A 22,182-nucleotide genomic window follows, 5' to 3' on the forward strand; every position below is an offset into this window, starting at 1 on the left:
ATTGTCCCCGCAGGTGCCGTGATCTGCCGCAAGGGCGATGTTGGCGATCAGATGTTCTTCATTGTCGAGGGGCGGGTCACCGTGGCGACACCCGACCATCCAGTGGAACTCGGTGCCGGAAACTTCTTTGGCGAGATGGCGCTGATCAGCGGCGAACCGCGCTCAGCGACGGTCAGCGCAGCAACCGAGGTATCGCTGCTGTCGCTCTACGTCGTGGATTTCCAGATGTTGTCGAACAGTAGTCCGGAGATCGCGGAGACCATCCGCAAGACGGCGCTGGAGCGGCGGGGCGGGCCGCCGAAGGAATAATCCAAGCCAGCGGGGGTTACGCCTTGACCGGCTCATAGCGCAGGATAACTGCGCCGGCTGCGGTCGTCGTGCTGTCGAGTAGCTTCAGTGGAAGCTGCCGGCCCGCCGGTTTGAAATGCGGGTTGCCGCCGCCGAGGATGACGGCCACAAGGCGGATTCGGATTTCGTCCACTAGGTCTTCCCTCAGAAGTGAATCCGCCAGTTCCGCGCTGCCGAAAATGAAGATCGTCTTGCCGGTTTTAGCTTCTTGAGTTCCGAGACAGGTTTACTCACGACGCGGGTGTTGTTGAAGACGTAATGCGTCCCCGAAAACTCCCGCGTGTCCGGAAATTTGAATAGCTGTCCCGCCGCATGGTCGTCCTTTTCAGGCCCGGGCTTGTTGGCACTCCACCCAAGAGAGCAAGCCCTAGCTATCGATCCCGAAAACCTTCTCGAGCTTTTCCCAGCTCACATCCATGGCGAAGGCCGCCGAGAGATAGGGGATGCCGATATGGCCGTAGCGGACCGAAAGCTGCCTCTCGGCGCTTTCCTCGTCGAGGCCTGCGATCTGTTGCAGGTAGAGGACGGAGACGAGGCCGGTGCGGTCGGCGCCGGCCTGGCAGTGGATGAGGATCGGCTTTGGCGCATCGCGCAGCAGGGTCAGCAGTTCGTGCGCCTGCTCGGCCGTCACCTCCGTGGAGGCGGAAAGCCCGTAGTCGATATGGGTGATGCCGTCTTTCTTCGCTGCCTCGGTTTCCTGCATGTACCAGTTGGCGGTGTTTTCGCCGCGCAGGTTGAGGATCGTCTTGATGCCGTAGCGGGCGGCATAGGTGTCGATATCGGCGCCGGAGGGTTGGGCGGAGCGGTAGAGTTCGCCCGGCAGCACTTCATGGAAATTGCCCGATAGCTGCAGCGCACCGAGATAGCCGCCAAACAACAATGAGGCGATGCCGAAAGCGGCGGGGATTTTCCAACGTCGTTTCATTTTTATCCTTGGGATTGGGCGGGAAAGAGGAGGGTGATGCCGAGGCCGGGATGCCGGTCGGCGAGCGTGATGTGGGCGGCGTGCAGATCGGCGATCGCCTTGACGAGGCTAAGGCCCAGCCCGCTGCCTGAGGTCGTGCGGCTCTTGTCGAGACGGTAGAGGCGGCGGAAGACCAGTTCGCGCTCCGCTTCGGGAATGCCGGGGCCGTCATCGGAAATACTGGCCGAAAAGCCGTCATCGTCAGCCTGCAGGGCAAGCGTGATCCTGGTCATCGGCGGGCAATGGTTGATGGCATTTTCCACGAGGTTGACGAAGAGTTGGGTCAGCAGTTCGCGGTCGCCATTGACCATGCAGGGGGAGGCGGGCCTGGTGGTGAAGTCGAGCGACTGGCCGTTATCCTCTGCAACGCTGCTGTAGATTTCCGCAACCGAACCCATGATGTCGCTGATATCGACCGGCCGGAAGCGCGCCTTGCGGGCGCCGGCCTCGATCTGCGAGATGCGCAACAGCGCCTCGAACGTGGCGTTGATGCGGTCGCTTTCCTCGCGGGCGTCGATCAGCAGGGTCTGGACATCCTCGCCGCGCCCGCCCTGTTCTATTGCCTGCTCGACGGTCATCTTGAGGCGGTTGAGCGGCGTCTTCAGGTCGTGGGCGATATCGGCGCTCACCTGCCGCATGCCTTCGACCAGGGCCGACAGCCGGTCCAGCGCCTGGTTCATATGGGTTGCGACGACATCGATATCATCGCCATTGCCTTCGAGCGGAATGCGCCGCGCCAGATCGCCGCCCGAAACATCGCTCATCGCCCGCTCGATGCCGTCGAGCCGCCGCTGGGCGCGGGCGGCGAGAAAAGCACCGCCGCCGCAGGCGAGAATGATGATGCCGCCGGTGGCCCAGCCGAAACTCATCAGCGCGATATGTTCCAGATCCTCGGTTTCGGCAAAGCTCTCGCCGACGATCAGCCGGTTGCCGCCGACGGTGCCTGCCAGAATGCGGATGCGGTCGTCGCCCTTCTGCCCGATGTCGCCGGCCTCGATGGTCGAAAGGCCATCCTCTGCCGCAAACGGCGAGACATTGCCGGCAAGCCGCTTACCCTTTTCGCCCGAAAGCAGGAAGATGCTGTCTTCGGAATTGTTGAGGCGGGCATAGGCTGAGACAGCGGCAACGAGGTCTTCGATGTCGGCCGGTGAATAGGTGGAGGCGACGACCGAATAGGTCTCGCGCACGGAATCGTCGAGCGCCTCAGCCAGATCGCGTTTCAGGAGCTGGTAGGTGATGATGCCGGCCACCAGAAAGGCCAGGATGAAGAGCAGGCCGAAGGCCAGCGCCAGCCGGAAGGGCGTGCTGCGCAGCAGCCTGGAGCTTTTCCTGGAAGCGGCTTTTTCCTTCAGCATCGGATTATCCGAAAATCGCTGCGCACTTTTCGGTCCGATGTTCTTTTGTTCAAGCATCGGATTATCCGAAAACCGCTACACACTTTTCGGTCCGATGCTCTAGCGCGGCGCATGCAGGCTGTATCCGGTATTGCGCACGGTATGAAGCAGCGGGATGTCGAAAGGCCTGTCGATCTTGGCGCGCAGGCGGCTGACATGGGTTTCGACGACGCTGGTCTTCGGGTCGAAGTGAAAATCCCAGACGCGTTCGAGCAGCATGGTGCGGGTCAGCACCCGGCCTTCGCCGCGCATCAGCACTTCAAGCAGGGTGAATTCGCGCGGCTGCAGTTCGATCGTCTGGCCCTGTCGCGTCACCTGCCGGCGCACCAGGTCGAGTTCGAGATCGGCCACACGCAGCACCGTCTTCTGGTCCTGCACGGGCGGGCGGCGTGCGAGTGCATTGACACGGGCGAGCAGCTCGGAAAAGGCGAAGGGCTTGGTGAGGTAGTCGTCGCCGCCGGCCTCCAGCCCTTCGACGCGGTCGTCGACGCCGCTGACCGAGGTGAGGAAAATCGCCGGCGTGCCGATCCTTGCGGCGCGCACCGCCTTGATCAGCGACAGCCCGTCGAGGCCGGGCACCATCCTGTCGACGACCAGCACGTCATATTGCTCACGTGTCGCCTGGAAAAGCGCGTCGCGCCCGTCGTCGATGACGTCGCAGACGTGGCCCGCCTCGATCATGCCGCGAGCGACAAAATCGGCCGTCTTTTTATCGTCCTCGACGACGAGAATGCGCATGGCCGGTCCAAACCCTTCACCTGAGTTCTATCTTTGTCTTCCGCAATTCCGGACGCAAAACCGCGGCACACTTCTGCTGGAATTGCTCTCTTTGTCTTCCGCAATTCCAGACGCAAAACCGCTTCACACTTTTACTGGAAATGCTCTTGCTGTCACGCGGCACAATTCGCGCAAAATTGTGTCCTCCGCCTTGTCGAATTCTTACGGATTCGTAAGGCGGCGGGGCCGGTCCGATCCCGGCTTTTCCTGCAACCTGACCTTTCTTACGAAAGCGTATCTTCCCGGCAAAGGCTGTGTATGGACCGGCGGCTAGAAGCTGAGACACGGTGGCGGAAAACGCGAACGCCACCGCTGTTCAAACGCCGGCGCCGGGCGCCGCATTCAAGGAGATATCCCATGAAGACACTCCCCACGACTCTCGCCGCCTCAGCCCTCCTCAATGCCCTCGTCATGGCCGGTTTCATCGCCGTCGCCATGCCCGCTCATGCCGCCACCGTGCCCTGCGAAGACATGCTGAAGGATATGCGGGCGGCCAAGGCGAAGGCCAAGCTCAGCGATGCCGACATGGCCAAGGTCAACGATCTCGAAGCGAAAGCCGTCGAGCGCTGCAATGCTGATGACGACACCCGCTCGGACAAGTTCCTGACCGAAGCCATGACGCTGATCGGCAAGTGATTGCAGCAAGCGAGGAGAGAGCCAATGGTAAACAATCCATCGGGCAGGCTGGCGAACATGCCGGCTGATGACATCAACCGCGTGCCGCGCGTCACCGTCGATTTCTGGCTGATCAAGCTGATGGCGGTGACGATGGGCGAGACGGCGGCCGATTATCTGGCGGTCAATATGGGCCTCGGCCTGACGGTGACCTCCATCATCATGACGGCGATCCTCATCGGCGCAATCGTGCTGCAGTTTACCCAGAGGCGTTACGTTCCCTGGGTCTACTGGCTGGCAGTGGTGCTGATCAGCGTCGTCGGCACGCTGGTGACAGATAATCTCACCGACAATTTCGGCGTGCCGCTGCTGACCTCGACCATCGCCTTTTCGATCGCGCTGATCGTCACCTTCATCCTCTGGAAGGCGAAGGAGGGGACGCTGTCGATCCACTCGATCTTCACGACACGACGGGAAGCCTTCTACTGGCTGGTAGTGCTCTTCACCTTCGCGCTGGGGACCGCGGTCGGTGACCTGATCTCCGAGGTCTTCGGCTTCGGCTACATCACCACGGGCCTCATCTTCGGCGCGATCATCGCCGTCATCGCCTTCGCGCATTTCGCGCTCAGGCTCGACGGCATCCTGTCCTTCTGGCTCGCCTATATCTTCACCCGGCCGCTCGGCGCCTCGCTCGGCGACTATCTTTCACAGCCATCGGACTATGGCGGCCTCGGGCTCGGCACGATCTATACGAGCCTGATGTTCCTCGCGATCATCGCCTTCATCGTCATCTACATGAGTTTCAACTACGAAACAGAGATCGAAGGCAGCCCGGAAGAGCCATTGCGTTAAGGGCTGCCCGACGTGCTCGCCTCGCCCTGTCATGGGTCACCCATGAGGGGCGAGGCGAGCGCTTACGGATTTGTAAGATCGCGGAAAAGCGCCGGACAGGTCCTTGGCCTACAGCCTGTGACACGACCCCCGCCCGCCAAATGCAATCCTTCCCGCACGGCGGCAATCCATCCCACTTGGCCCGGCGTCCGCCGGCGCAGCAACAAGGGCGACAGACATGCCGGACTACGCAAGCGCGGTGCTGTTGGGCGCCGTCGAGGGCCTGACCGAATTCATTCCGGTTTCCTCCACCGGCCATCTCATCCTCATCGGGCATTTCCTCGGGCTGAAGTCGGTCGCAACCTTCGACGTGCTGATCCAGCTCGGCGCCATCCTTGCCATCCTGCTCGTCTATTTCCGCAAGCTGGTGGAGATCGTCATGGCGCTGCCGCGCAGTCAGCGCGCCCGGCATTTCGTGCTTGCTGTGCTCTTCGCCTTCCTGCCGGCGGCCGTCATCGGCGCCTTCGCCCATGATTTCATCAAGGGTGTGCTGTTCGAAACGCCCATGCTGATTTCCATCGTGCTGGTGCTCGGCGGCATCGGCCTGCTGATCGTCGACCGGCTGACGCTTACGCCCCGCTATCACGATGCAATGGATATTTCCTGGCCGGCGGCAATCGCCATCGGCTTCTTCCAGTGCCTGGCGATGGTGCCCGGCACCTCGCGCTCCGGCTCGACGATCGTTGGTGCGCTGCTGCTCGGGGCCGACAAGCGGGCGGCGGCAGAATTCTCCTTCTTCCTGGCCATGCCGACCATGGTCGGCGCCTTCGCACTCGATCTCTACAAGAGCCGCAACGAGCTCAGCGCCGATCAGGGCATCATGATAGCAATCGGTTTCGTCACGGCCTTTTTCACCGCGTTGCTGGTGGTGCGGCGCCTGCTCGATTTCGTATCGAACCGGGGCTATGCGCCCTTTGCCTGGTGGCGGATCGTCGTCGGCCTCGTCAGCATGGCTCTGCTTGCGACGATTGGCTGAGCGGCCATGCTGAAGCGCCTCTATGATTGGGTCCTGTCGCTTGCCGCACGCAGATCTGCGGCGGTGTGGCTTGCCGTCATCGCCTTTGTGGAAAGCTCTGTTTTCCTCGTGCCAGCCGATGTGCTGTTCCTGCCGATGTGCCTGGCAATGCCGCAGCGCAGCTACCGCTACGCGCTGATCGCGACCGTGGCCTCCGTGCTCGGCGGCGTGGCCGGCTGGGCGCTCGGTTATTTCGCCTATGAGAGCGTGGCGAGACCCGTGCTCGCCTTCTACGGCAAGCTCGATGCTTTCGAGCAGATGAAATCAGGCATGGACGATAGCTGGATCCTGATCCTGCTCGTTACATCGGGCCTTGCGCATCTGCCGCCGATCAAGGTCGTGACGATCCTCTCAGGCGTCGTGCACATGAACCTTGCGCTTTTCGCGGTCTCGGCTGTGATTGCGAGGGGCGGGCGGTTCTTTCTGCTGGCGCTGCTGTTGCGGCGCTATGGCGAGCGGATTGCGCATTTCGTCGAGAAGCGGCTGGGTCAGATCGTGCTGGTTGCAGGTGTGGTTGTTGTGATTGGCTATGCGGCCGTGAGAGTGCTGGCGCATTAGGGCAGGCGGGTTGAGAGAAGGATTAGCCGCACGGTCTCCCTACACTCATAGGCGCCGCATGCCTCGTCCCCTCTACCCAGCGGGGAGAGGGTTAGGGTGAGGGGTTCCACGCTCGAGATATGCCATTGCCGGTCGAGCGGTTTGATAAAAATATAATTATCTATCAATATGATAACCCATCATCCGGAGCCCCCTCATCCGACCCTTCGGGCCACCTTCTCCCCGCCGGGGAGAAGGGGTTTGCCGCGGCGTCTACGCACCCTAAAAAGGCGTCGTGAGCCCCGTTCCGTCGCCCCCGCAGGGGTTAGGGTGAGGGGGGCCACACACGCAGGTTTTTCATATTTTCGGATCGAGAAAGGCTACGCCCTATTCAACGTCCTCGCCATCCTTGCTGCTATCACCGCTATCTGTGACATGCTTGACCTCGCCGGTCTGGCCGTCCACGGCGACCGTCTGCGATCCGGTGTGCGTCATCAGTTCCACCTCGAAGGCGGCGCTCGCCTGTTCATTGTCAAGCGCGGCATTCACCGCCTTGCCGCCGAACTGTTTTTCGGCGGCGGCCACCGCATCGGCAAGGCTCAGTTTTGCGCCGCCAAGCTTGGCATATTCGGACGCATCGTCCTTGCCGGCGCTTTGTTCCGCCGCCATCGCCGGCTGGGCCATCGTGGTTGCGGCGATGCCGACCGGGCTTGTCGCGATCAGGGCTGCCATTGCGGCTTTCAAGGTGTGGTAGCTCGTCATAATGCTCTCCATACGTTGGTTCATCATTGAACGGGAACCTTATGAAGGCTGCGCTTTGCGCCGTGATTGCCGGCAACTTACTATTCGGTAAGCGAGGCTTAATACGGAAACGGCCGCACGGCCTGCCAGTGCCGCCTCGTGATCACTGTCACCATTTGCGCAAATTGCCGCAGTGTGATCGATCGCTTCGCCTTGCGGCCCTGCTGTCATCGCCGTGTAATGCTTACAACATATTTTCTGATCTGTCGCGTTTGCTACGAAAGCGACGCGGCGGCTTGCCCATTTGAACGCTAACCCCCCAGGCGTTTAGCCCCTAGGAGAAATTGTCATGTCTCGTTACGCTTGCCTCGCGTTTGCGATGGCGGTCGGCCTTGCCACGCCCTCGTTTGCCCAGACCGTGACCTCTGTCGCCTTTCCTGCAGACCCGGTCGCGCAGCCTGCCGCCGCCGCAGCACTGCCGCAGAAGCCCGCCCATATCCTGAAATATCTGTCCCCTGAAGACCTCGATCCGGTGACGCTTCTGGCGCCGCCTCCGGCCGATGGTTCGGATCAGCAGAAGGCTGAGGTTGCCGAGGTGCTGCATCTGCAGCAGACGGCTTCGAAGGAACGCCTCGATCAGGCCGTCTGGGATGATCGTCACGAGAGTTCGGAGCTGTGGCTTCCGACACTCGGCCCTGTCGGTTTCGATCTCACGAAACTTCCGGCAACCGCCGAAATGCTTGACGCAGTGATGCGCGAGCGTGATGCGGCCGCCGATGTGGTCAAGGTCTATTACGGCCGCCGCCGCCCCTGGACGTTCGATACCAATATCCAGGTCTGCGAAGCTGCAGGAAAGAATGGTTCGCAGGTGCGCTCCTATCCGAGCGGCCACGGCACGCTGTCCTACGCGCAGGGCATCATCCTCGCTCACCTGATGCCGGCCAAGGGGCAGGTCATCATGGCCCGGGCCGAGGATTTCGCCGTCAGCCGCATGTATTGTGGCGTGCATTCGCGTAGCGATATCCGGGCAAGCGCCGTTCTCGGCACGACGCTCGGCACCCTGCTGCTGCACGATCCGAAGTTCAAGCCGTTGCTCGACAACGCCCGCGCGGAACTTGCCGCGGCATTCCTGACCCGTTGACGAATGCAGCCGGCCACGCAGGTTTCCGCGTGGCCGATCGGTTTCAGAGCCTTACAGCAGGCCGGCAGCCGTCATCAGTTCGACGACCTTCTTGCTGTCGAGCGTCGAAGCTTCGACCTTCGGCGCGTGAAGTTCAGCCAGCGGCACGAGCTTCGGGTTGGCATCGCCGTTAACAGCATATTCGAAGGAATCGCCGTCGCGCAGAACAGCCTGGCCGCCCTTGCCGGCAACCCACTTCAGGAAGGCCTGGGCTTCCTTCGGATGCTTGCTGGACTTCAGGATGCCGCCGCCCGAAACGGAAACGAAAGCGCCCGGATCCTGGTTCTTGAAATAGTGCAGGGCGACATTCTTGCTGTTTTCGCCGGTCTTGGCCTGATCGCCGAACCAGTAATAGTGATAGATGATCGCGCCTTCGACTTCGCCGGCGTTCACTGCCTTCATGGCAACGCTGTTGCCCTTGTAGGGGGTGGCGTTGTCCTTGAGACCCTTCAGCCAGGTCTTGGTAGCGTCTTCACCCTTCAGCTGCAGGAAAGCTGCAACGATGGCCTGGAAGTCAGCGCCGGCGGGAGCGGCACCCCAGCGACCCTTCCAGGCCGGATCCTGCAGGTCGAGCATCGACTTCGGCAGCTTGTCTTCGGAAAGCTTCGTCTTGTCATAGGCAAAAACGGTCGTGCGCGCGGCAATGCCGGTCCACATGCCATCAGCCGGGCGATACTGCTCCGGAACCTGGTCCAACGTTTCCTTATCGACGGGCGCAAACAGACCGGCACCATCGACAAGCGACATGGCCGGCGAGTTCTCGGTCAGGAAGACGTCAGCCGGGGAGGCGGAGCCTTCCTGGATGAGCTGATTGGCGAACTGCATGTCGCTGCCCTTGCGGACGGTCACCTTGATGCCGGTTTCCTTGGTGAAGCCTTCCACCCAGCCGTTCGTCAGGCTTTCGTGCTGGGCGTTGTAGATCACCAGACCCTCGGCTTCCTCAGCGCTCGCACGGCCGCCGGCCAGTGCGGTGGCTGTCAGAAGCATGGCCGCGAATGCGAATGCGGACCGGTGTTTTGCGGAAATTTTCATCTCTACCCTCCTTGGCGCAAAGGCTTCGTTTTCGAAGCGTGAGGGCATCTATTTTTACATGACTGGTGTTGTCAAGTTTGTTTTTATGACAAGTTGGATCCATTTCAAACGTAAAAAGTAGGGCGGAAGTGGTCTTTTTGATGCCGGTTTGCGGCCTCGATATCCTATGTAAAATAATAGTTTAACTGAATCGACGGCGCCTGATCACGAAAGTTTTTTCGTTGTCGATCTTCTGTCATGTTCTCGAAATAAATATTTCGGATAACGTATCCTGTAGTGAATTCGACAAAGGAAACGCGATATGACGGATCTGGTGACGACAGCGGAAGCGACGCTCGACGAGAGAATCGAGGCGGCGTTGCCTGGCATGTCTCCGGCCGAGCAGAAGATGGCGAGCTTCTTCCGCAGCCAGAAGGAAGCCGTGCTTCTGAATTCCGCAGCCGAGATCGCCGAGAAGGCGGGCACGAGCGACGCGACCGTCGTGCGGACCGCCCGTTCGCTCGGCTTCGAAGGGTTGCTGAGCCTGCGTGAAGCGATCCTTGCCGATTTGACCGGCGGCGGACCCGAAGGTCGCCTCAAGCGCACGCTCGAAGATCTGGGTGGCGATCCCGAGGGCGCGCTCGGCCATGTGCTGAAGGCGCATCGCGAGAGCCTCGATGTCATGGCGAGCGCGGAGTTTTCCGAGGCTTTCAAGCGCACGGTGCAATTGCTGTTTTCGGCGCGGCGCCGGTTCATCTTCGGCATCGGCCCCTCGGGCAGCGTCGCGGAATATACGGCGTTGCAGTTCAACCGGCTCGGCCTGCCGACTACGGCATTGTCGGACAGCGGCATCGGCCTTGCCGACCAGCTGCTCGGCGTCGGCGAAGGCGACGTAATTCTGATGATCGCCTATGCGCCGGTCTATCGCGAGGTGACCGTGGTGCTCGACCATGCCGAGGCATGCGGTGCGCCGGTGGCGCTGATCGGCGACAGCCTGGTGCCCTTCATTCGCAAGCGGGTCGTCGAGATGCTGCCGGTGCCGCGGGGCAGGGCGGATCACCTTTCGCTCCACGGCGCGACCATGGTTCTCATCGAGGCGATGATCGTTGCACTTGCCGCTCGGGATCGTGACGCGGCGCTGGCGTCGCTGGCAAAATTCGGGGCGCTGCGCGGCGCGATCGACAAGCTCTGGCTGAAGCGAGGCGTCAAGAAATAAAGAATAGAATCATGAGTTTCTCTCCTTCTGTAATATTAATGAAATATTAAAATGGTAGGATTGCGGAGCATATTTTGCCCCCGAAACAATCCATCTCCAAGGGATAGAGAAATGAACAAATCTTTATTTGCAGGCGCGCTCGCCTCCACTTTGCTCTGTGCGATCGTTCCTTCCTACGCTGCAGATCATCTTGTTGTCTATTCGGCGCTCGATACGGTTGATGCCGCCAGCAAGGCGTTTACGGAAAAGAGCGGCATCGCGGTCGATCTCGTCCGCCTGTCGACGGGCGAGCTGCTCGGCAAGGTCGCGGCCGAGGGCAGCAATCCGCAGTTCGATGTGCTCTGGGTCGAGGGTTCGGCCGTCATGAGCCGTCTTGCCGGGCAGGGCATCCTGAAGCCGGAACCCGGTCTTGCCGACAAGGCTGACTATACCGATCTCGGCCGTCGCCTCGTACCATCAAGCCAGGCCTATTTCCCGGTCACGGTTTCGACCACGGCGATTGCCGTCAACACCAAGAAGACCGGCGATGCAGCACTGCCGAAGAGCTGGAGCGATCTTGAAAACTTTGCCGGGAAGGTGGCCGCCAAGGATCCGAACCTCTCCGGTCCGGCCTTCCAGTGGCTTGCCGGCTATTTTGCCGACAAGGGCGTCGATGCAGGCAAGGCCGAGCTTGCCAAGATCCTCACCAACAGGGCGATCAGCGGCATTCCGAGCGGCGGCGCCGTCAACAAGTCGCTGATCACGGGCGATGCCGCGCTCGCCATCCAGCAGGATACGTCGATCTATGCGCTGATCGCGCAGAAGGAGCCTGTTACGGTCGTCTATCCCTCCGAAGGCGTCGTCGCCATTCCCTCCAGCGCCGGCATTGCCAGCAACTCCAGTCATGAGGATCAGGCCAAGGCCTTCGTGCAGTTCCTGCTGACCAAGGAAGCCGAGACGGCGATGCTGAACACGAAAGGCGGCGATGGCTTCTTCGCGCCTGTCATCAAGGGCGTGAAGGGCAATGGCGCCCGCGTCGACAACACCGCCAGCTGGCAGATCCTCGACGACAAGACAGCGTCGGACAACGAGACGGAATGGAAGCAGTGGTTCCGGGACCAGTTTGTTCCCTGATCCGGCCCTGATTTCGCTTTGACGACAGCGGAGGCGCGGCATGTCCGCCGCGCTTCCTTTAACGAGAATACAGGTTTGATCGGTGTTGGAATGACAGTCGCCCTTGCTATCGGCCGCCGGAACTGGCGGGGGAGTGCGCCTCTCCTGTGGCTGGTCGCCTTTGTCCTGATCGGGCTGCCGCTCACGCTGGTGCTGGTGCAGGCGGTGCTGCCGAAGCTTTTCGATCCCACCGCCCAGAGCTTTGCGCCAGACCTGACAGCGCTGACGCGGCTCGTCAGTTCACCGCGGCTCTTCCGCGGCATCCTCAATACGATCCTTCTCGGGCTTGTCGGCGCGGTCACGTCGACGGCGCTCGGCACGGCGCTGGCACTGGTTCTGGCGCTGAGCGATGTGCGGCTGCGGCGCGTCTGGCTGGCGCTGCCCTGGGTGGTCTTCGCAACGCCGAGTTACCTGAAAGGTCTTGCCTGGGTGCTTTTGATGTCGCAGGGCGGCTATCTCGTCTATCTCGGGCTGCTGACGCCCGAAAGCGCCTCCAGTTTCTTCGGGCCGCCCGGCCTGCTGATGGTCATGGCCTTTGCGCTCTTCCCGGTTCCCTATTTCATCGTCCGCTCGCGGCTGCAGGGGCTCGGCGGCGAGTTCATCGATGCGGCGCGCATGGCGTCGGCCCGGCCGGGCCAGACCGTCAGGCGCATCGTCATACCGATGCTGTTGCCGGCGATCGGCCTGTCGCTGCTGACGACATTTGCGGAGATCGTCGGCGATTTCGGCATGGCGAACACCATTGCCCGCTCGATGAATTTCGGCCTGCTGACCTATAATATCTATGCCGCGACGGCGAGTTTCCCGGTCGATTTCGCCGCTGCCGGCGCGCAGGCGCTGCTGCTCGTGGTGCTCGTCTCGGGATCGGTGGCGGCCACGGCACTCAGCGGTGCCGCCCGCGAGACGCGCTTCATCTCTGGGCGCAACCGCCAGCTTGCCAAATACCGGCTCGGCGGCTGGCAGCCGCTGGTGCTTCTCTGTCTCGGGCTGGTTCTGACAGGTGCGGCCCTGCTGCCGCTGTTTGCAATCGTCGTGCGGGCCTTCACCGTGTCGCTGTCGGATGCGCTGTCGCCGGGCAATTTCTCGCTGGCGGCCATGCGCACGGTCTTCGACATGAGCGATGTCGCCGGCCAGGCGCTGGTCTCGAGCTTCGTCTATGCCTTCTTCGCGGCCCTGCTGGCGGTCGCCTTTGCCACGCTGTTTGCCTATCGCATATCGCTTGCCTCGCGCAGCACGCGGCTGTTTTCGGCAGGGCTTGCGATGGTCATCGTCGCTATTCCCGGCATCATTCTCGCCTTCGGCTATATCCTTCTCTACAACCGGCTCGCCGGCTTCCGCGATGTCGGGCTTTACGGCTCGCGGCTGCTGCTGGTCGTCGGTTATGTGGCCGCCGCGCTTCCCTATTGCCTGATCTTCCTCTGGGCTGCCCTCGACCGGCTGGGCGCCTCGCTCGGCGAGGCATCGCGGCTTGCGGGTGCTGCGCCGATGCAGCATCTCAGGCGCATCGTGTTGCCGCTGGTGCGAAGGGCGATTGTCGTTGCCTTCGGGGTGACGATGATCCGCTCGCTCTTCGAGCTGCCCATGTCGCAATTCCTGATGCCGAGCAGCGGCCCGGCGCTGCCTGCGCTGATCGTCAACGATTTCACCCAGGACCGCGATGCGGTGGCCTGCGCGCTGGCGCTGACAGCGCTCTGCATCGTCGGTATCATAGCCGCAGCCGGTTCGCTCTTTCGCAATTCAAGCAACCCGTCACCGGAGGCCGGATCATGACGCAACCCGCGCTAGAATGTTTTTCCCTCACCAAATCCCTCGGCGGCAAGACGGTGCTGAGGGATCTCGACGTCCTGGTCGAGCCGGGTGAAGTTGTGGCGCTGGTCGGTGCCAGCGGTTCGGGAAAATCGACACTGCTGCGCTCGATCGCCGGCCTGCTGACGCCCGATGCCGGAGAGATCCGCATCCAGAACGAAACCGTCTGGTCGCAGAAAAAGGCCGTGCCGGCCGAAGACCGCAATGTCGGGCTGGTGTTTCAGGATTATGCGCTCTGGCCGCATATGACGGTGCGGCAGAACCTGAGCTTCGGGCTGGAAGTGCGCGGGCTCAAGCGCGACGAGATCGCTGGGCGCGTCGACCACGCATTGGAAATCACCCAGCTCGGGGCGCTCGGCGCGCGGCGGCCCAGCGAACTCTCCGGCGGCCAGCAGCAGCGCGTGGCGATCGCCCGCTGTCTCGCCATGCGGCCGCGCCTACTGCTGCTCGACGAGCCCTTGAGCAATCTCGATGCGGCGCTGCGTGACGACCTGCGCTCGGAAATGATGCGGCTCATCCGCGCCGAGGGCATGACGGCCGTCTATGTCACCCATGATCAGGTGGAGGCGATGGCCGTTTCCGACCGGCTCGCGGTGATGGACCGCGGCTCGATCGTCCAGTTCGCTTCGCCGCAGGCGATCTATGCCGCACCCGCCAATGCCTTCGTCGCCCGCTTTCTCGGCGGTTTCTCGCTGATTTCGGGCACTGCCCGCGAGGATCGCTTCAGCGTCACGGGCAATGGCAGCACGCTCAGCCATTGTTCCGGGCGGTTGGATGGCTCGGCCATGCTGATCGTGCGCCCGGAGGATGGCCGCCCGCCTTCGGAATATCCCGACAACAATCTGACCGGCGAGGTGGTGGACAGCGCCTTCCACGGCCGCTGCTGGCGCCTGCAGGTGAAGATCGGCGGCGATCTCGTGCGGCTCGACTGGCCGCAGCGGGAGCTGCCGGGTGCCGCACTCGCCTTCTCGCTGCCGCCGAAGCGCTGCACAATCCTGCCGGCCTGAAATGCCTTTTGAATTGCCCCTTCGAACTGATCACGGACACGTATCATGACAACAATAACAAGCATCGCCTCCACCGTGACGGCTTCCTTCCTCGGCTCCTTCGTGGAAGTCGTCGAAGCCTTCACCATCATCCTTGCCGTCGGCGTCACGCAGAGCTGGCGGCCGGCCTTCATCGGCACGGGCCTGGCGCTTGCCGTACTCGCCCTTCTGGTGCTGATCTTCGGCCCGCTGCTGGGGCTGATCCCGATCGACATCATGCAGTTCGTCATCGGCACGCTGCTCATTCTCTTCGGCCTGCGATGGCTGAGAAAAGCGATCCTGCGCGCCTCCGGCTTCATTGCGCTGCATGACGAGGAAAAGGCCTTCGCCGCCGAGACCGACAGCCTGCGCCGGCAGGCGGCCGAAAAGCGCGCCGACTTCCTGGCCGGCACGGCCGCCTTCAAGGCGGTGCTGCTCGAGGGCATCGAGGTGGTCTTCATCGTCATCGCCACCGGGGCCGGGCAGGGGATGATCGGCTATGCCAGTCTTGGCGCGCTCGCTGCCTGCGCGCTGGTCATCATCATCGGCCTCTTCGTTCACAAGCCGCTGTCATCAGTGCCGGAAAACAGCCTGAAATTCGCCGTCGGCCTGCTGCTCAGCGCCTTCGGCATCTTCTGGGTCGGAGAAGGCATCGGCACCGAATGGCCGGGCGCCGATCTGTCGCTGCTGCCGATCCTCGCTGTGCTGGCGCTCTTCTCCTTCATCGCAGTCAAGATGCTGCGCAACTATCACGACACGCATATGGAGCCTGCCCGATGAATATTCTCAAGATCGCCATCAAGGAATTGATCGGCATGTTCATCGATGACGGCGCGCTGGCGCTGCTGAGTTTGCTGCTGATCCTCGGTGTCGGCCTTGCGGTAAAATCCGCCCTGATCGGCGCCATGGCCGGCGCCGTGCTGCTCTTCGCCGGCTGTCTGGCGATCCTCGCCGAAAGTGTCACGCGCGCCGCAAGGCGCAAGTTCCGCCGCTAAGCGAAAACTGCCGCCTCGATACCGGGGCGGCAGGGAATATTCATCATGGCGGCGCACCGAAGCGCGCTACCGGTTTCGCTGTCAGCGTTCTGAAGACGGCATGCTCTCCAGGTCCACGCCATGCGTGTCAAACCACCATTCCGGGGATTTGTCGGGATGCTTGTGGCGAAGCCGCTCGTATTTTTCGACAAGGCGGTTCTGCCGTTCAACCTCCTGTCTGAAGAAGGGATGGTCGAGCACTCCTCCAGCTGCATGGACGCGCCGCAGGAGCTTTCGCAGCACATAGCCCTGTTCCTTGTTGCCGGGGCGGTAGCCGCTCTCCACGATCGTCATGATCGCGGTTTTGAGCGTCTCCAGGGCGTTTTCGGGGGCCGTGCCGTTGACGATCATGTCCAGCCGCTCGGCGCCGAAGCCGACGTCGATGCAAGTTCCCAACGGATTGACGATATTCCCGATCTCGATCCCGTCCTTGTAGAACTCCGTGCAGTATCCGCTGATGCTGCCGTCGCTCCAGATGCATTCGGGATCGGGAATGATGGGCACGCGGCCGCGATAGAGCGGCGTCCATTCCTTCAGCCTGTCGGGATGGATGGTGACATGGTCAGGCATGAGCCCGAGCGTGCCCCCAAGCGTGCCAAGGAAATCCAGCCAGAAATCGATCGCTTCACCGACTGTCATCTGACGGAAGGAGAATAGTCCGAGCATGGTGAAGTGCAGGAAATGCGTGCCGTCGCCGATCTCATCGAGGTCGCCCATGCGCAGGCAGGCCTGGCTGTTTGCGACGGTTCCCTTGTGGGATGGATCGGAGAAGAGAGGCTTGTACTGCTGCATACCGGCGCTGCAGAAGAGCGTGGTATCGTCGTGCGGCCGTACGGATTGAATGCATGCGTAGTCGATGCCTTTGGAAAGGCAGTAGTCACGATAGTCCTGGATCAGGCGTCCCGCGGTGTCATAGGCAACCTCCTTTTGGTTCAAATGCCCAAATCAAAGATAGAAAAAGCGCGCCGTGATTGCAAGAAGATCGCCCTGCTGGCAACGAGCGAAACTCTGCCAGTCAGGGCAGGGTGACGGCAAGCATCGGGAAAAGGGCATTGGAGGGAAGGGCGCTCTTACCGGCCTCTTTCGCGCGCCGCCGCCGCCAGAATGAGCGGCGCCACGGCCGTGGCGAGCGGACCGAAGGGCAGTCGCTGCAAGGCCTTGCCCACGAGGAAGGCAGCCGCCATAGCGCCTGACAGTTTCAGCCAGGGATAATCGCCAAGCTGCGCATGGGCGCTCGCATCCGCCCAGCGAATATTTTCTTCCACCACGCTGCTCGCCTGATGGCGGATGATATGCAGCCGGGCGCGCAGATTATCGATCTCGTAACGCACATCCTCGATCTGCCGTTCGAGCTCCTCGCGCGCGGCGGCGCGCTCGACATCGACGACGATCTCCTCTATCTGCGCATCCTCGGCGACCGCATGCAGATAGTCTTGAAAGGCCGCCTCACTCGCAAAACCCTCGGCATTTGCGTGCTGATCGGCCTTTTCCTGTTCGGGGGTTTTTTCACGTTCGGGGGCTGGCGTAAGCTCGCTCGTGTCTCTGAGCTCTTCCATGCCTTCGATGGCGTCCTTGCCTATCGTGCTCGCCATTGCGGTCTCCTCGTTCGCTGACGGAGTTCAAACGTTCGAGGCGGAAAAAGGATGCATGGGCGGCGGGGATTGATTGCCGGCGCGGTGCGCCGACAGAACGGGTTGATCCCTGACAGATTGAACTCAGTTGCTTGGCTAGGATTGAACGAGGATCACCAGGGTCTCGGGCAATACGCCGTCATATTCCATCGCATCGGCCGCTTGCTTGGTCTTCATGAATTCCGCCAGGCGGCCCATGTCGGCGACGTCCATGATGAGGCCAACCTTGTTGGACGATTGCGGATCGACGAAGGTGCGAATGTTCGTGCAGCCGATCGGTTCGAAAATTTCCTTGCGACGGGGCGAGGCGAGCCAGTGTTTGACGTCCTTGACGTCGTGATGAGCCAGGATGGTCGGCATTGCGTCCTCCTCTTGCTGCTCTGGACATCAGAGCCGGAGAAAAGTTTACGCCTCGGGTAATCGCATGGATATCACCCGCATGGGTGGGCGCATCTGGTTTTACGGGGACAGGATGATCACCGTTCCGATCGAACACGACGTGACAAATATCAAGCCAAATGGGGAACGGATGCGCTCGAACGAAACGGAGCTCGATTTTTCCCTCTGCATGCTCGACCTGATGAACGATTTTCCGGTGCCACTGAAAGCGAAGTGAGGCTGCTGCGCAATTTTATGCAGCTGGCATTCGTGATAGGATGGCAACCTGAGGGCGTGTCGGCGGCATGTGGGGGCATCGCATGGACAGCAGGGACCCGGCATCGGAAGCATCGGGAACGGTGCGCACGCGGCGTTCGGTCGTGACGCAGGCGGTCAATCCCTACTGGGCTCTTGCGGTTGCACTCGCCGGACTGGTTCTGGTCCTCTACGGTTTCTTCTGGCAGCCGGCGCGGCAGGATCCGTTTGCAAAACCGGCAAACTGGATCGACTGGTTCCTCCATCCGCTGCCCGCGGCCGAGATAAATGGTCTCGGGCAACGCCCGCTCGGCAGCCCCGGCACCGGCTGGGCGCCCAGAGCGCTTGGTGAAACGCAGGCGGCCTGGATCGGTGAGGGCGCTCTGCAGCTCCGCCCGGAGGGGCGTTATCCCGCTCTTGTTCTTTGGAGTGACGAGACGGGCGCGATCGTTGGAGCCGACGGGCGTATCTATCTTCGCGATCAGCCGCCGCGCGAGCCCGCAAGGACTGACAGAAGCCCAATCCAGATCCTGGAATTCAAGGCTCATGAAGAGAAGGTGGCCAGTGCCGCCTTCTCGCCGGACGGGACGCGCATCGTGACGGCTTCGGCCGACGGCACGGCGCGGATCTGGAACGCAGCCAACGGGCGCAGGCTCAATGAACTCAGCGGCCATACGGGAGTGGTGCAGAGCGCCGCTTTCTCGCCCGACGGGACTCTCATCGTCACGGCCTCGGACGATACTACCGCGCGGATCTGGGACGCTGTCACCGGCAGCGAACTCAGGGTGCTACGCGGTCACGAACAGCCGGTCATGAGCGCCTCTTTCTCGGCTGATGGAACCCGTATCGTGACGGCTTCGATCGAGGGCACCGCGCGGATCTGGGACGCCGCTACCGGGAAGCAGCTTCTTCTGCTGACCGGCCACAATCAATTCATGTTTAGCGCCGCTTTCTCGCCCGACGGAAAGCGCGTCGTCACCACTTCGGAACAGACAACCGTACCGGTCTGGGACGCTGCGACCGGAAAGGAAATCGAGGCACTGACCGGCCACGAAGGGCCGATCGCCAGCGCCATGTATTCTCCTGACGGCAGAAGCATCGTCACGGCCTCGGCAGATCGCACCGTCCGGATCTGGAACAATTCCGACGGGAAAAATACCGACTTGCTGGGCGGTTATGCCGAGGCAGTCTATACGGCCGCTTTCTCGCCGGACGGCGGGGATATGCTCACGGCTTCCGCTGATGGTACGGTGCGGATCTGGGTGACCGCCGCTGGACAACAGCGTGAGACCGTGGAGATGCCGGGGATAGGAGCGAACAGTGCCGCGTTTTCTCCTGATGGCAGCCGTATCGTCACGGCCTCGGATGACGGGACCGTGCGGGTCTATAGCATCAGGCGGGGTTCAGTGCCTTCGGCGGGCGTCCGGCTGCCGGATGGCACCGTCTGCTGGACCGCGAGTGCCGCCTCGTGGAATTGTTCCTCCGATTCAGCGTTCCGTTCGGTGCTGCTCAGCCTACGAATGAACGAGCACGCCAGGGGCGGGCCGCTTGCTCCTTTCACCGATTCCGGCGGACCGGATGGCACGGTCGACGAGAAAGGCCCGCAGATCAAACAGCAGCAGATCCTGCAGCAAACACAGGACGTTCAAAATCAACTGCAGCAACAATTGCAGCTGCCCCAGCCGCAAGAGCAGCAGAAGCAGCAACAACAGCCGATACAGCAGCAGCAACAGCAACCGGACCAGCAGCGGGAGCTGAATCCTCCGCCACCCGCCCAACTGAGCCTGCCGGTCGATCTGCCGGCGAGCGCCACCTTCCGGGCGCTGGCCTTTCTCGATGCCACGACGCTGTTCGTGGTCGGTGGCGATGGTCTGATCATAGCAGCCGAGCAGCTCACACCCGAGGTGGCCACGTTCCGGCAGCTGCGCCTGACACAAGGCGAGACATTGACGGGGATCCGCTTCGACGGCGACAAGGCAGCCTGGGTGGCGGGCGAGCGACTGCGGCAGCCGTTCTCCATCTGGCCGTTCTCGCGTAACATGCCGGTCAAAGAGAGCTTCGTGCTCTATGCGCGGCATCCGCTTGCCGAGCCCTTTCAGGAGCTCAAGAGCTTTCCGGCGCCCTGGACCTTTGCGGCTGCCCCTGTCGTCCTTCTGATGCTGGGTTATGCCGGTGTCGCCTTCGCGCGCGGCGTTACCGTCGAGCGGCAAGGCATCAGGAATGCGCCGGGTTCGGACAGCCCGATCGGCTGGCAGGACCGCGATGCCCTCAAGCTGAAGCCGATCGCGCTCGCCATGTCGCGCTTCATCCGCAATATCGATACCAGACCGCCGCTGACGATCGCGGTGACCGGAGGGTGGGGCAGCGGCAAGAGTTCGCTGATGAACCTGCTGCGCGAGGACCTGCGCCGCTACGGCGCGCGCCCGGTCTGGTTCAATGCCTGGCACCACCGCGAGGAGGTCTCGCTGCTGGCAGCGCTGCTCGAGGCAGTCCGCAGTACGGTAGTACCGCACTGGTATACCGGGAGCGGCATGGCCTTCCGGATACGCCTGCTGATCCTCAGGCTGCGCGAGCCGCTGCAGAGCGTGGCTGCGACCGGCGTGCTGCTGTTGATCGTGTTCCTTGTCGCCGACATGGGGTTGCAGGGCAGGTTAGGCTCAGCCCTGAGCGATCTCGTCACAGGTATCTCGCAGACGCAATCGACGGGCGGTGCTGCCGGACCGGCGCCGGCGGAGAAGGCCGCAAGCCCCCAGGCGGGCGAGAAGAGCGCCGATGCGGCTGATACTGGCGGTAATGGCGCCGCCGCTCAGAAGACCGCAGAGAGTGCGACCGGCGATGTGGCGCACTGGCTGGAAAAGCCGCTTGCCTGGCTGGGCCTAGACCCGAAGACGGGTATCGGCGCGATCCTGGCCTTCGCCGCCCTGCTGTTCGTGCGCAGCAAGCTGATCGCCTTTCCCGTGGAACCGGCAAAATTGCTGAGCCAGCTGCGCAATCGCGCATCCGTCACCGATTACCGTGACAAGCTCAGCTTCCGTAGCCAGTTTGCTAGCGCCTTCAGCGATGTCTGCTACACGGTGCGAACATCGAGAAATCCCGGCATCATCATCATCATCGACGATCTCGACCGCTGCCCGGCCGATGCCGTACTCGCCGTGCTCGAAGCAGTGAACTACCTCGTTTCCGCCGGTTCCTGCTTCGTCGTGCTGGGTATCGACCGCAAGCAGATCGAACATGCGGTCGGCCTGGGTTTCAAGGATATCGTCGACGGAATGCCCGATCGCGAACTCGGGAGCGTGGTGCTGCCGGCCGAGGATGCCGGCGATCCCGCCGCTCGCACGGTGGCAAGGCGGCGGGCCTTTGCCCGGCGTTACCTCGAAAAGTTGATCAATATCGAGACCTCAGTCCCGCCGCTCGAGCCCGATGCCGCCGTCAGTATGCTGGTGGAGGAGGGGCCGGAGCCCGGCGCCGATCCGCGCTGGCTCGCTCACTTCAAGGCAACGGCCTCCTTCGTCCTGGATTTCTGCCGCACGGCGGCGATTGCCGCGCTGATCGGCGGCGCGGCCGCATTGCTGCTGCAGCCATTCGCAACGCCCGAGCTTGGCGGCGTGACCGCCCCATCCACCATCAGCCGGCCCGGGAATGCGACCTCTGCCGCCCCGGCGGCAAATGGGGAGACCGGCCAGCCGGGCCTTGCGCCCATGCCGGTCGAAAAGCCCTTCAAATTCCAGCCGGCCGAGTGGCAGGGCGAGCGCGAGCTGGTGCCGCGCCTGGCATGGTGGATCGGAGATGCGCTGCTGGTGATCTTCATCCTCCTGTTCCTGCTCGTCGACCTGGCGCGGCGGCGGATGGATATAGAGAAGGATAGCCCCGCCTTCGCCGACACGCTTCGAAAGGTCACTCCATCAGTCCATGCGGTGAACCCGACGCCACGGGCGGTCAAGCTGTTTGAAAACCGGATGCGTTACCTCGCCGCGCGCCTCGATGCGGACGCAAATCCGCACCGACCGGATATTCTCGACAGGATCGTCAGCCGCTTCCTTCCGGCCGGCTGGTTCGACCGCAAGCCGCCGGCGCTCGACGAGGCAAAGCTGCTCATCCTCGGCGCAAACGAGATCTGCGGCGACAAGATGCCCGATGATCTCCTGTCTGCGGTCAGCGATGCAGATCGCCGTACCTACAGTTCGATCGTCGGTCTGGCTCCGTCATGATGCG

At 62.2% G+C, this 22,182-nt stretch carries 22 protein-coding genes and 1 pseudogene; 14 read left to right on the forward strand and 9 right to left on the reverse strand.

What is annotated here, in order from left to right:
* A partial coding sequence (locus AC1DM5_RS31190; RefSeq protein WP_477976545.1) for a cyclic nucleotide-binding domain-containing protein occupies nucleotides 1-309 on the forward strand: 309 nt, incomplete at its 5' end.
* Between the two features lie 16 nt (nucleotides 310-325).
* On the opposite strand, the pseudogene AC1DM5_RS31195 reads toward AC1DM5_RS31190, so the two are convergent.
* The 4 genes and pseudogenes from AC1DM5_RS31195 to AC1DM5_RS31210 all read right to left on the reverse strand — a co-directional run.
* Nucleotides 326-600 (reverse strand): annotated as a pseudogene (locus tag AC1DM5_RS31195) (dihydrofolate reductase family protein); the annotation flags it as partial.
* 115 nt (nucleotides 601-715) lie between these two features.
* Nucleotides 716-1,273, reverse strand: coding sequence for a dual specificity protein phosphatase family protein (locus AC1DM5_RS31200; RefSeq protein WP_477823964.1), 558 nt, complete (start codon nucleotides 1,271-1,273; stop codon nucleotides 716-718).
* A gap of 2 nt (nucleotides 1,274-1,275) precedes the next feature.
* Nucleotides 1,276-2,667, reverse strand: a complete 1,392-nt coding sequence (locus tag AC1DM5_RS31205) for a HAMP domain-containing sensor histidine kinase (RefSeq protein ID WP_477823965.1) — start codon at nucleotides 2,665-2,667, stop codon at nucleotides 1,276-1,278.
* Nucleotides 2,668-2,766: 99 nt separating this feature from the next.
* Nucleotides 2,767-3,444, reverse strand: a complete 678-nt coding sequence (locus AC1DM5_RS31210) for a winged helix-turn-helix domain-containing protein (protein ID WP_037109214.1) — start codon at nucleotides 3,442-3,444, stop codon at nucleotides 2,767-2,769.
* Nucleotides 3,445-3,840: 396 nt separating this feature from the next.
* Between AC1DM5_RS31210 and AC1DM5_RS31215 the strand changes: the two genes are divergently transcribed.
* The 4 genes from AC1DM5_RS31215 (at nucleotide 3,841) to AC1DM5_RS31230 (ending at nucleotide 6,562) form a co-directional block, all read left to right on the forward strand.
* A complete protein-coding gene (locus AC1DM5_RS31215) occupies nucleotides 3,841-4,119 on the forward strand; it encodes a hypothetical protein (protein ID WP_477823966.1) in 279 nt (92 codons plus the stop codon).
* A gap of 24 nt (nucleotides 4,120-4,143) precedes the next feature.
* Entirely contained in the window at nucleotides 4,144-4,950 is an 807-nt protein-coding gene (locus AC1DM5_RS31220; RefSeq protein ID WP_477823967.1) for a COG4705 family protein, read from the forward strand.
* A 217-nt stretch (nucleotides 4,951-5,167) separates the two neighbouring features.
* On the forward strand, nucleotides 5,168-5,965 hold the full coding sequence (locus tag AC1DM5_RS31225; RefSeq protein WP_477823968.1) for an undecaprenyl-diphosphate phosphatase: 798 nt from the start codon (nucleotides 5,168-5,170) through the stop codon (nucleotides 5,963-5,965).
* A 6-nt stretch (nucleotides 5,966-5,971) separates the two neighbouring features.
* A complete protein-coding gene (locus AC1DM5_RS31230) occupies nucleotides 5,972-6,562 on the forward strand; it encodes a YqaA family protein (protein WP_477823969.1) in 591 nt (196 codons plus the stop codon).
* Nucleotides 6,563-6,928: 366 nt separating this feature from the next.
* Here AC1DM5_RS31230 and AC1DM5_RS31235 read toward each other — a convergent pair whose 3' ends face one another.
* Nucleotides 6,929-7,303: a PepSY domain-containing protein gene (locus AC1DM5_RS31235; RefSeq protein ID WP_477823970.1), complete on the reverse strand. Its 375-nt coding sequence runs from the start codon at nucleotides 7,301-7,303 to the stop codon at nucleotides 6,929-6,931.
* Nucleotides 7,304-7,631: 328 nt separating this feature from the next.
* Here AC1DM5_RS31235 and AC1DM5_RS31240 point away from each other — a divergent pair, with 328 nt between their 5' ends.
* The gene (locus AC1DM5_RS31240; protein ID WP_477823971.1) at nucleotides 7,632-8,423 is read left to right on the forward strand and encodes a phosphatase PAP2 family protein; all 792 of its coding nucleotides are present in this window, start codon (nucleotides 7,632-7,634) and stop codon (nucleotides 8,421-8,423) included.
* A gap of 51 nt (nucleotides 8,424-8,474) precedes the next feature.
* Here AC1DM5_RS31240 and AC1DM5_RS31245 read toward each other — a convergent pair whose 3' ends face one another.
* On the reverse strand, nucleotides 8,475-9,494 hold the full coding sequence (locus tag AC1DM5_RS31245) for an iron ABC transporter substrate-binding protein (RefSeq protein ID WP_477823972.1): 1,020 nt from the start codon (nucleotides 9,492-9,494) through the stop codon (nucleotides 8,475-8,477).
* A 301-nt stretch (nucleotides 9,495-9,795) separates the two neighbouring features.
* Here AC1DM5_RS31245 and AC1DM5_RS31250 point away from each other — a divergent pair, with 301 nt between their 5' ends.
* From AC1DM5_RS31250 to AC1DM5_RS31275, 6 genes are all read left to right on the forward strand, one after another.
* Nucleotides 9,796-10,689: a MurR/RpiR family transcriptional regulator gene (locus AC1DM5_RS31250; protein WP_477823973.1), complete on the forward strand. Its 894-nt coding sequence runs from the start codon at nucleotides 9,796-9,798 to the stop codon at nucleotides 10,687-10,689.
* A gap of 111 nt (nucleotides 10,690-10,800) precedes the next feature.
* The gene (locus AC1DM5_RS31255) at nucleotides 10,801-11,802 is read left to right on the forward strand and encodes an ABC transporter substrate-binding protein (RefSeq protein WP_477823974.1); all 1,002 of its coding nucleotides are present in this window, start codon (nucleotides 10,801-10,803) and stop codon (nucleotides 11,800-11,802) included.
* Between the two features lie 90 nt (nucleotides 11,803-11,892).
* Entirely contained in the window at nucleotides 11,893-13,611 is a 1,719-nt protein-coding gene (locus AC1DM5_RS31260) for an ABC transporter permease (protein WP_477823975.1), read from the forward strand.
* Entirely contained in the window at nucleotides 13,608-14,654 is a 1,047-nt protein-coding gene (locus AC1DM5_RS31265) for an ABC transporter ATP-binding protein (protein ID WP_477823976.1), read from the forward strand. Before AC1DM5_RS31260 ends, AC1DM5_RS31265 begins: the two co-directional genes overlap by 4 nt.
* A gap of 45 nt (nucleotides 14,655-14,699) precedes the next feature.
* Nucleotides 14,700-15,452 carry a COG4280 domain-containing protein gene (locus AC1DM5_RS31270; protein ID WP_477823977.1) on the forward strand — a complete coding sequence of 251 codons (753 nt, stop codon included), beginning with the start codon at nucleotides 14,700-14,702 and terminating at the stop codon, nucleotides 15,450-15,452.
* Nucleotides 15,449-15,667 (forward strand): hypothetical protein, encoded by a 219-nt coding sequence (locus tag AC1DM5_RS31275; RefSeq protein WP_477823978.1) that lies wholly within the window; start codon nucleotides 15,449-15,451, stop codon nucleotides 15,665-15,667. The genes AC1DM5_RS31270 and AC1DM5_RS31275 overlap by 4 nt, the downstream gene beginning before the upstream one ends.
* Nucleotides 15,668-15,748: 81 nt before the next feature.
* Here AC1DM5_RS31275 and AC1DM5_RS31280 read toward each other — a convergent pair whose 3' ends face one another.
* The 3 genes from AC1DM5_RS31280 to AC1DM5_RS31290 all read right to left on the reverse strand — a co-directional run bounded on the left by AC1DM5_RS31280 (nucleotide 15,749) and on the right by AC1DM5_RS31290 (nucleotide 17,697).
* Entirely contained in the window at nucleotides 15,749-16,642 is an 894-nt protein-coding gene (locus tag AC1DM5_RS31280) for an alanine--tRNA ligase-related protein (protein WP_477823979.1), read from the reverse strand.
* Between the two features lie 134 nt (nucleotides 16,643-16,776).
* Entirely contained in the window at nucleotides 16,777-17,298 is a 522-nt protein-coding gene (locus AC1DM5_RS31285; RefSeq protein ID WP_477823980.1) for a hypothetical protein, read from the reverse strand.
* 135 nt (nucleotides 17,299-17,433) lie between these two features.
* Nucleotides 17,434-17,697, reverse strand: a complete 264-nt coding sequence (locus tag AC1DM5_RS31290; RefSeq protein WP_477823981.1) for a hypothetical protein — start codon at nucleotides 17,695-17,697, stop codon at nucleotides 17,434-17,436.
* Between the two features lie 64 nt (nucleotides 17,698-17,761).
* On the opposite strand from AC1DM5_RS31290, the gene AC1DM5_RS31295 reads away from it, so the two are divergent.
* Both AC1DM5_RS31295 and AC1DM5_RS31300 read left to right on the forward strand, forming a co-directional pair.
* A complete protein-coding gene (locus AC1DM5_RS31295) occupies nucleotides 17,762-17,953 on the forward strand; it encodes a hypothetical protein (RefSeq protein ID WP_477823982.1) in 192 nt (63 codons plus the stop codon).
* A gap of 82 nt (nucleotides 17,954-18,035) precedes the next feature.
* Nucleotides 18,036-22,178, forward strand: a complete 4,143-nt coding sequence (locus tag AC1DM5_RS31300; protein ID WP_477823983.1) for a P-loop NTPase fold protein — start codon at nucleotides 18,036-18,038, stop codon at nucleotides 22,176-22,178.
* The last annotated feature ends 4 nt before the right edge of the window (nucleotides 22,179-22,182 follow it).

The sequence above is a fragment of the Rhizobium sp. 01T437 genome (genome assembly GCF_056398505.1).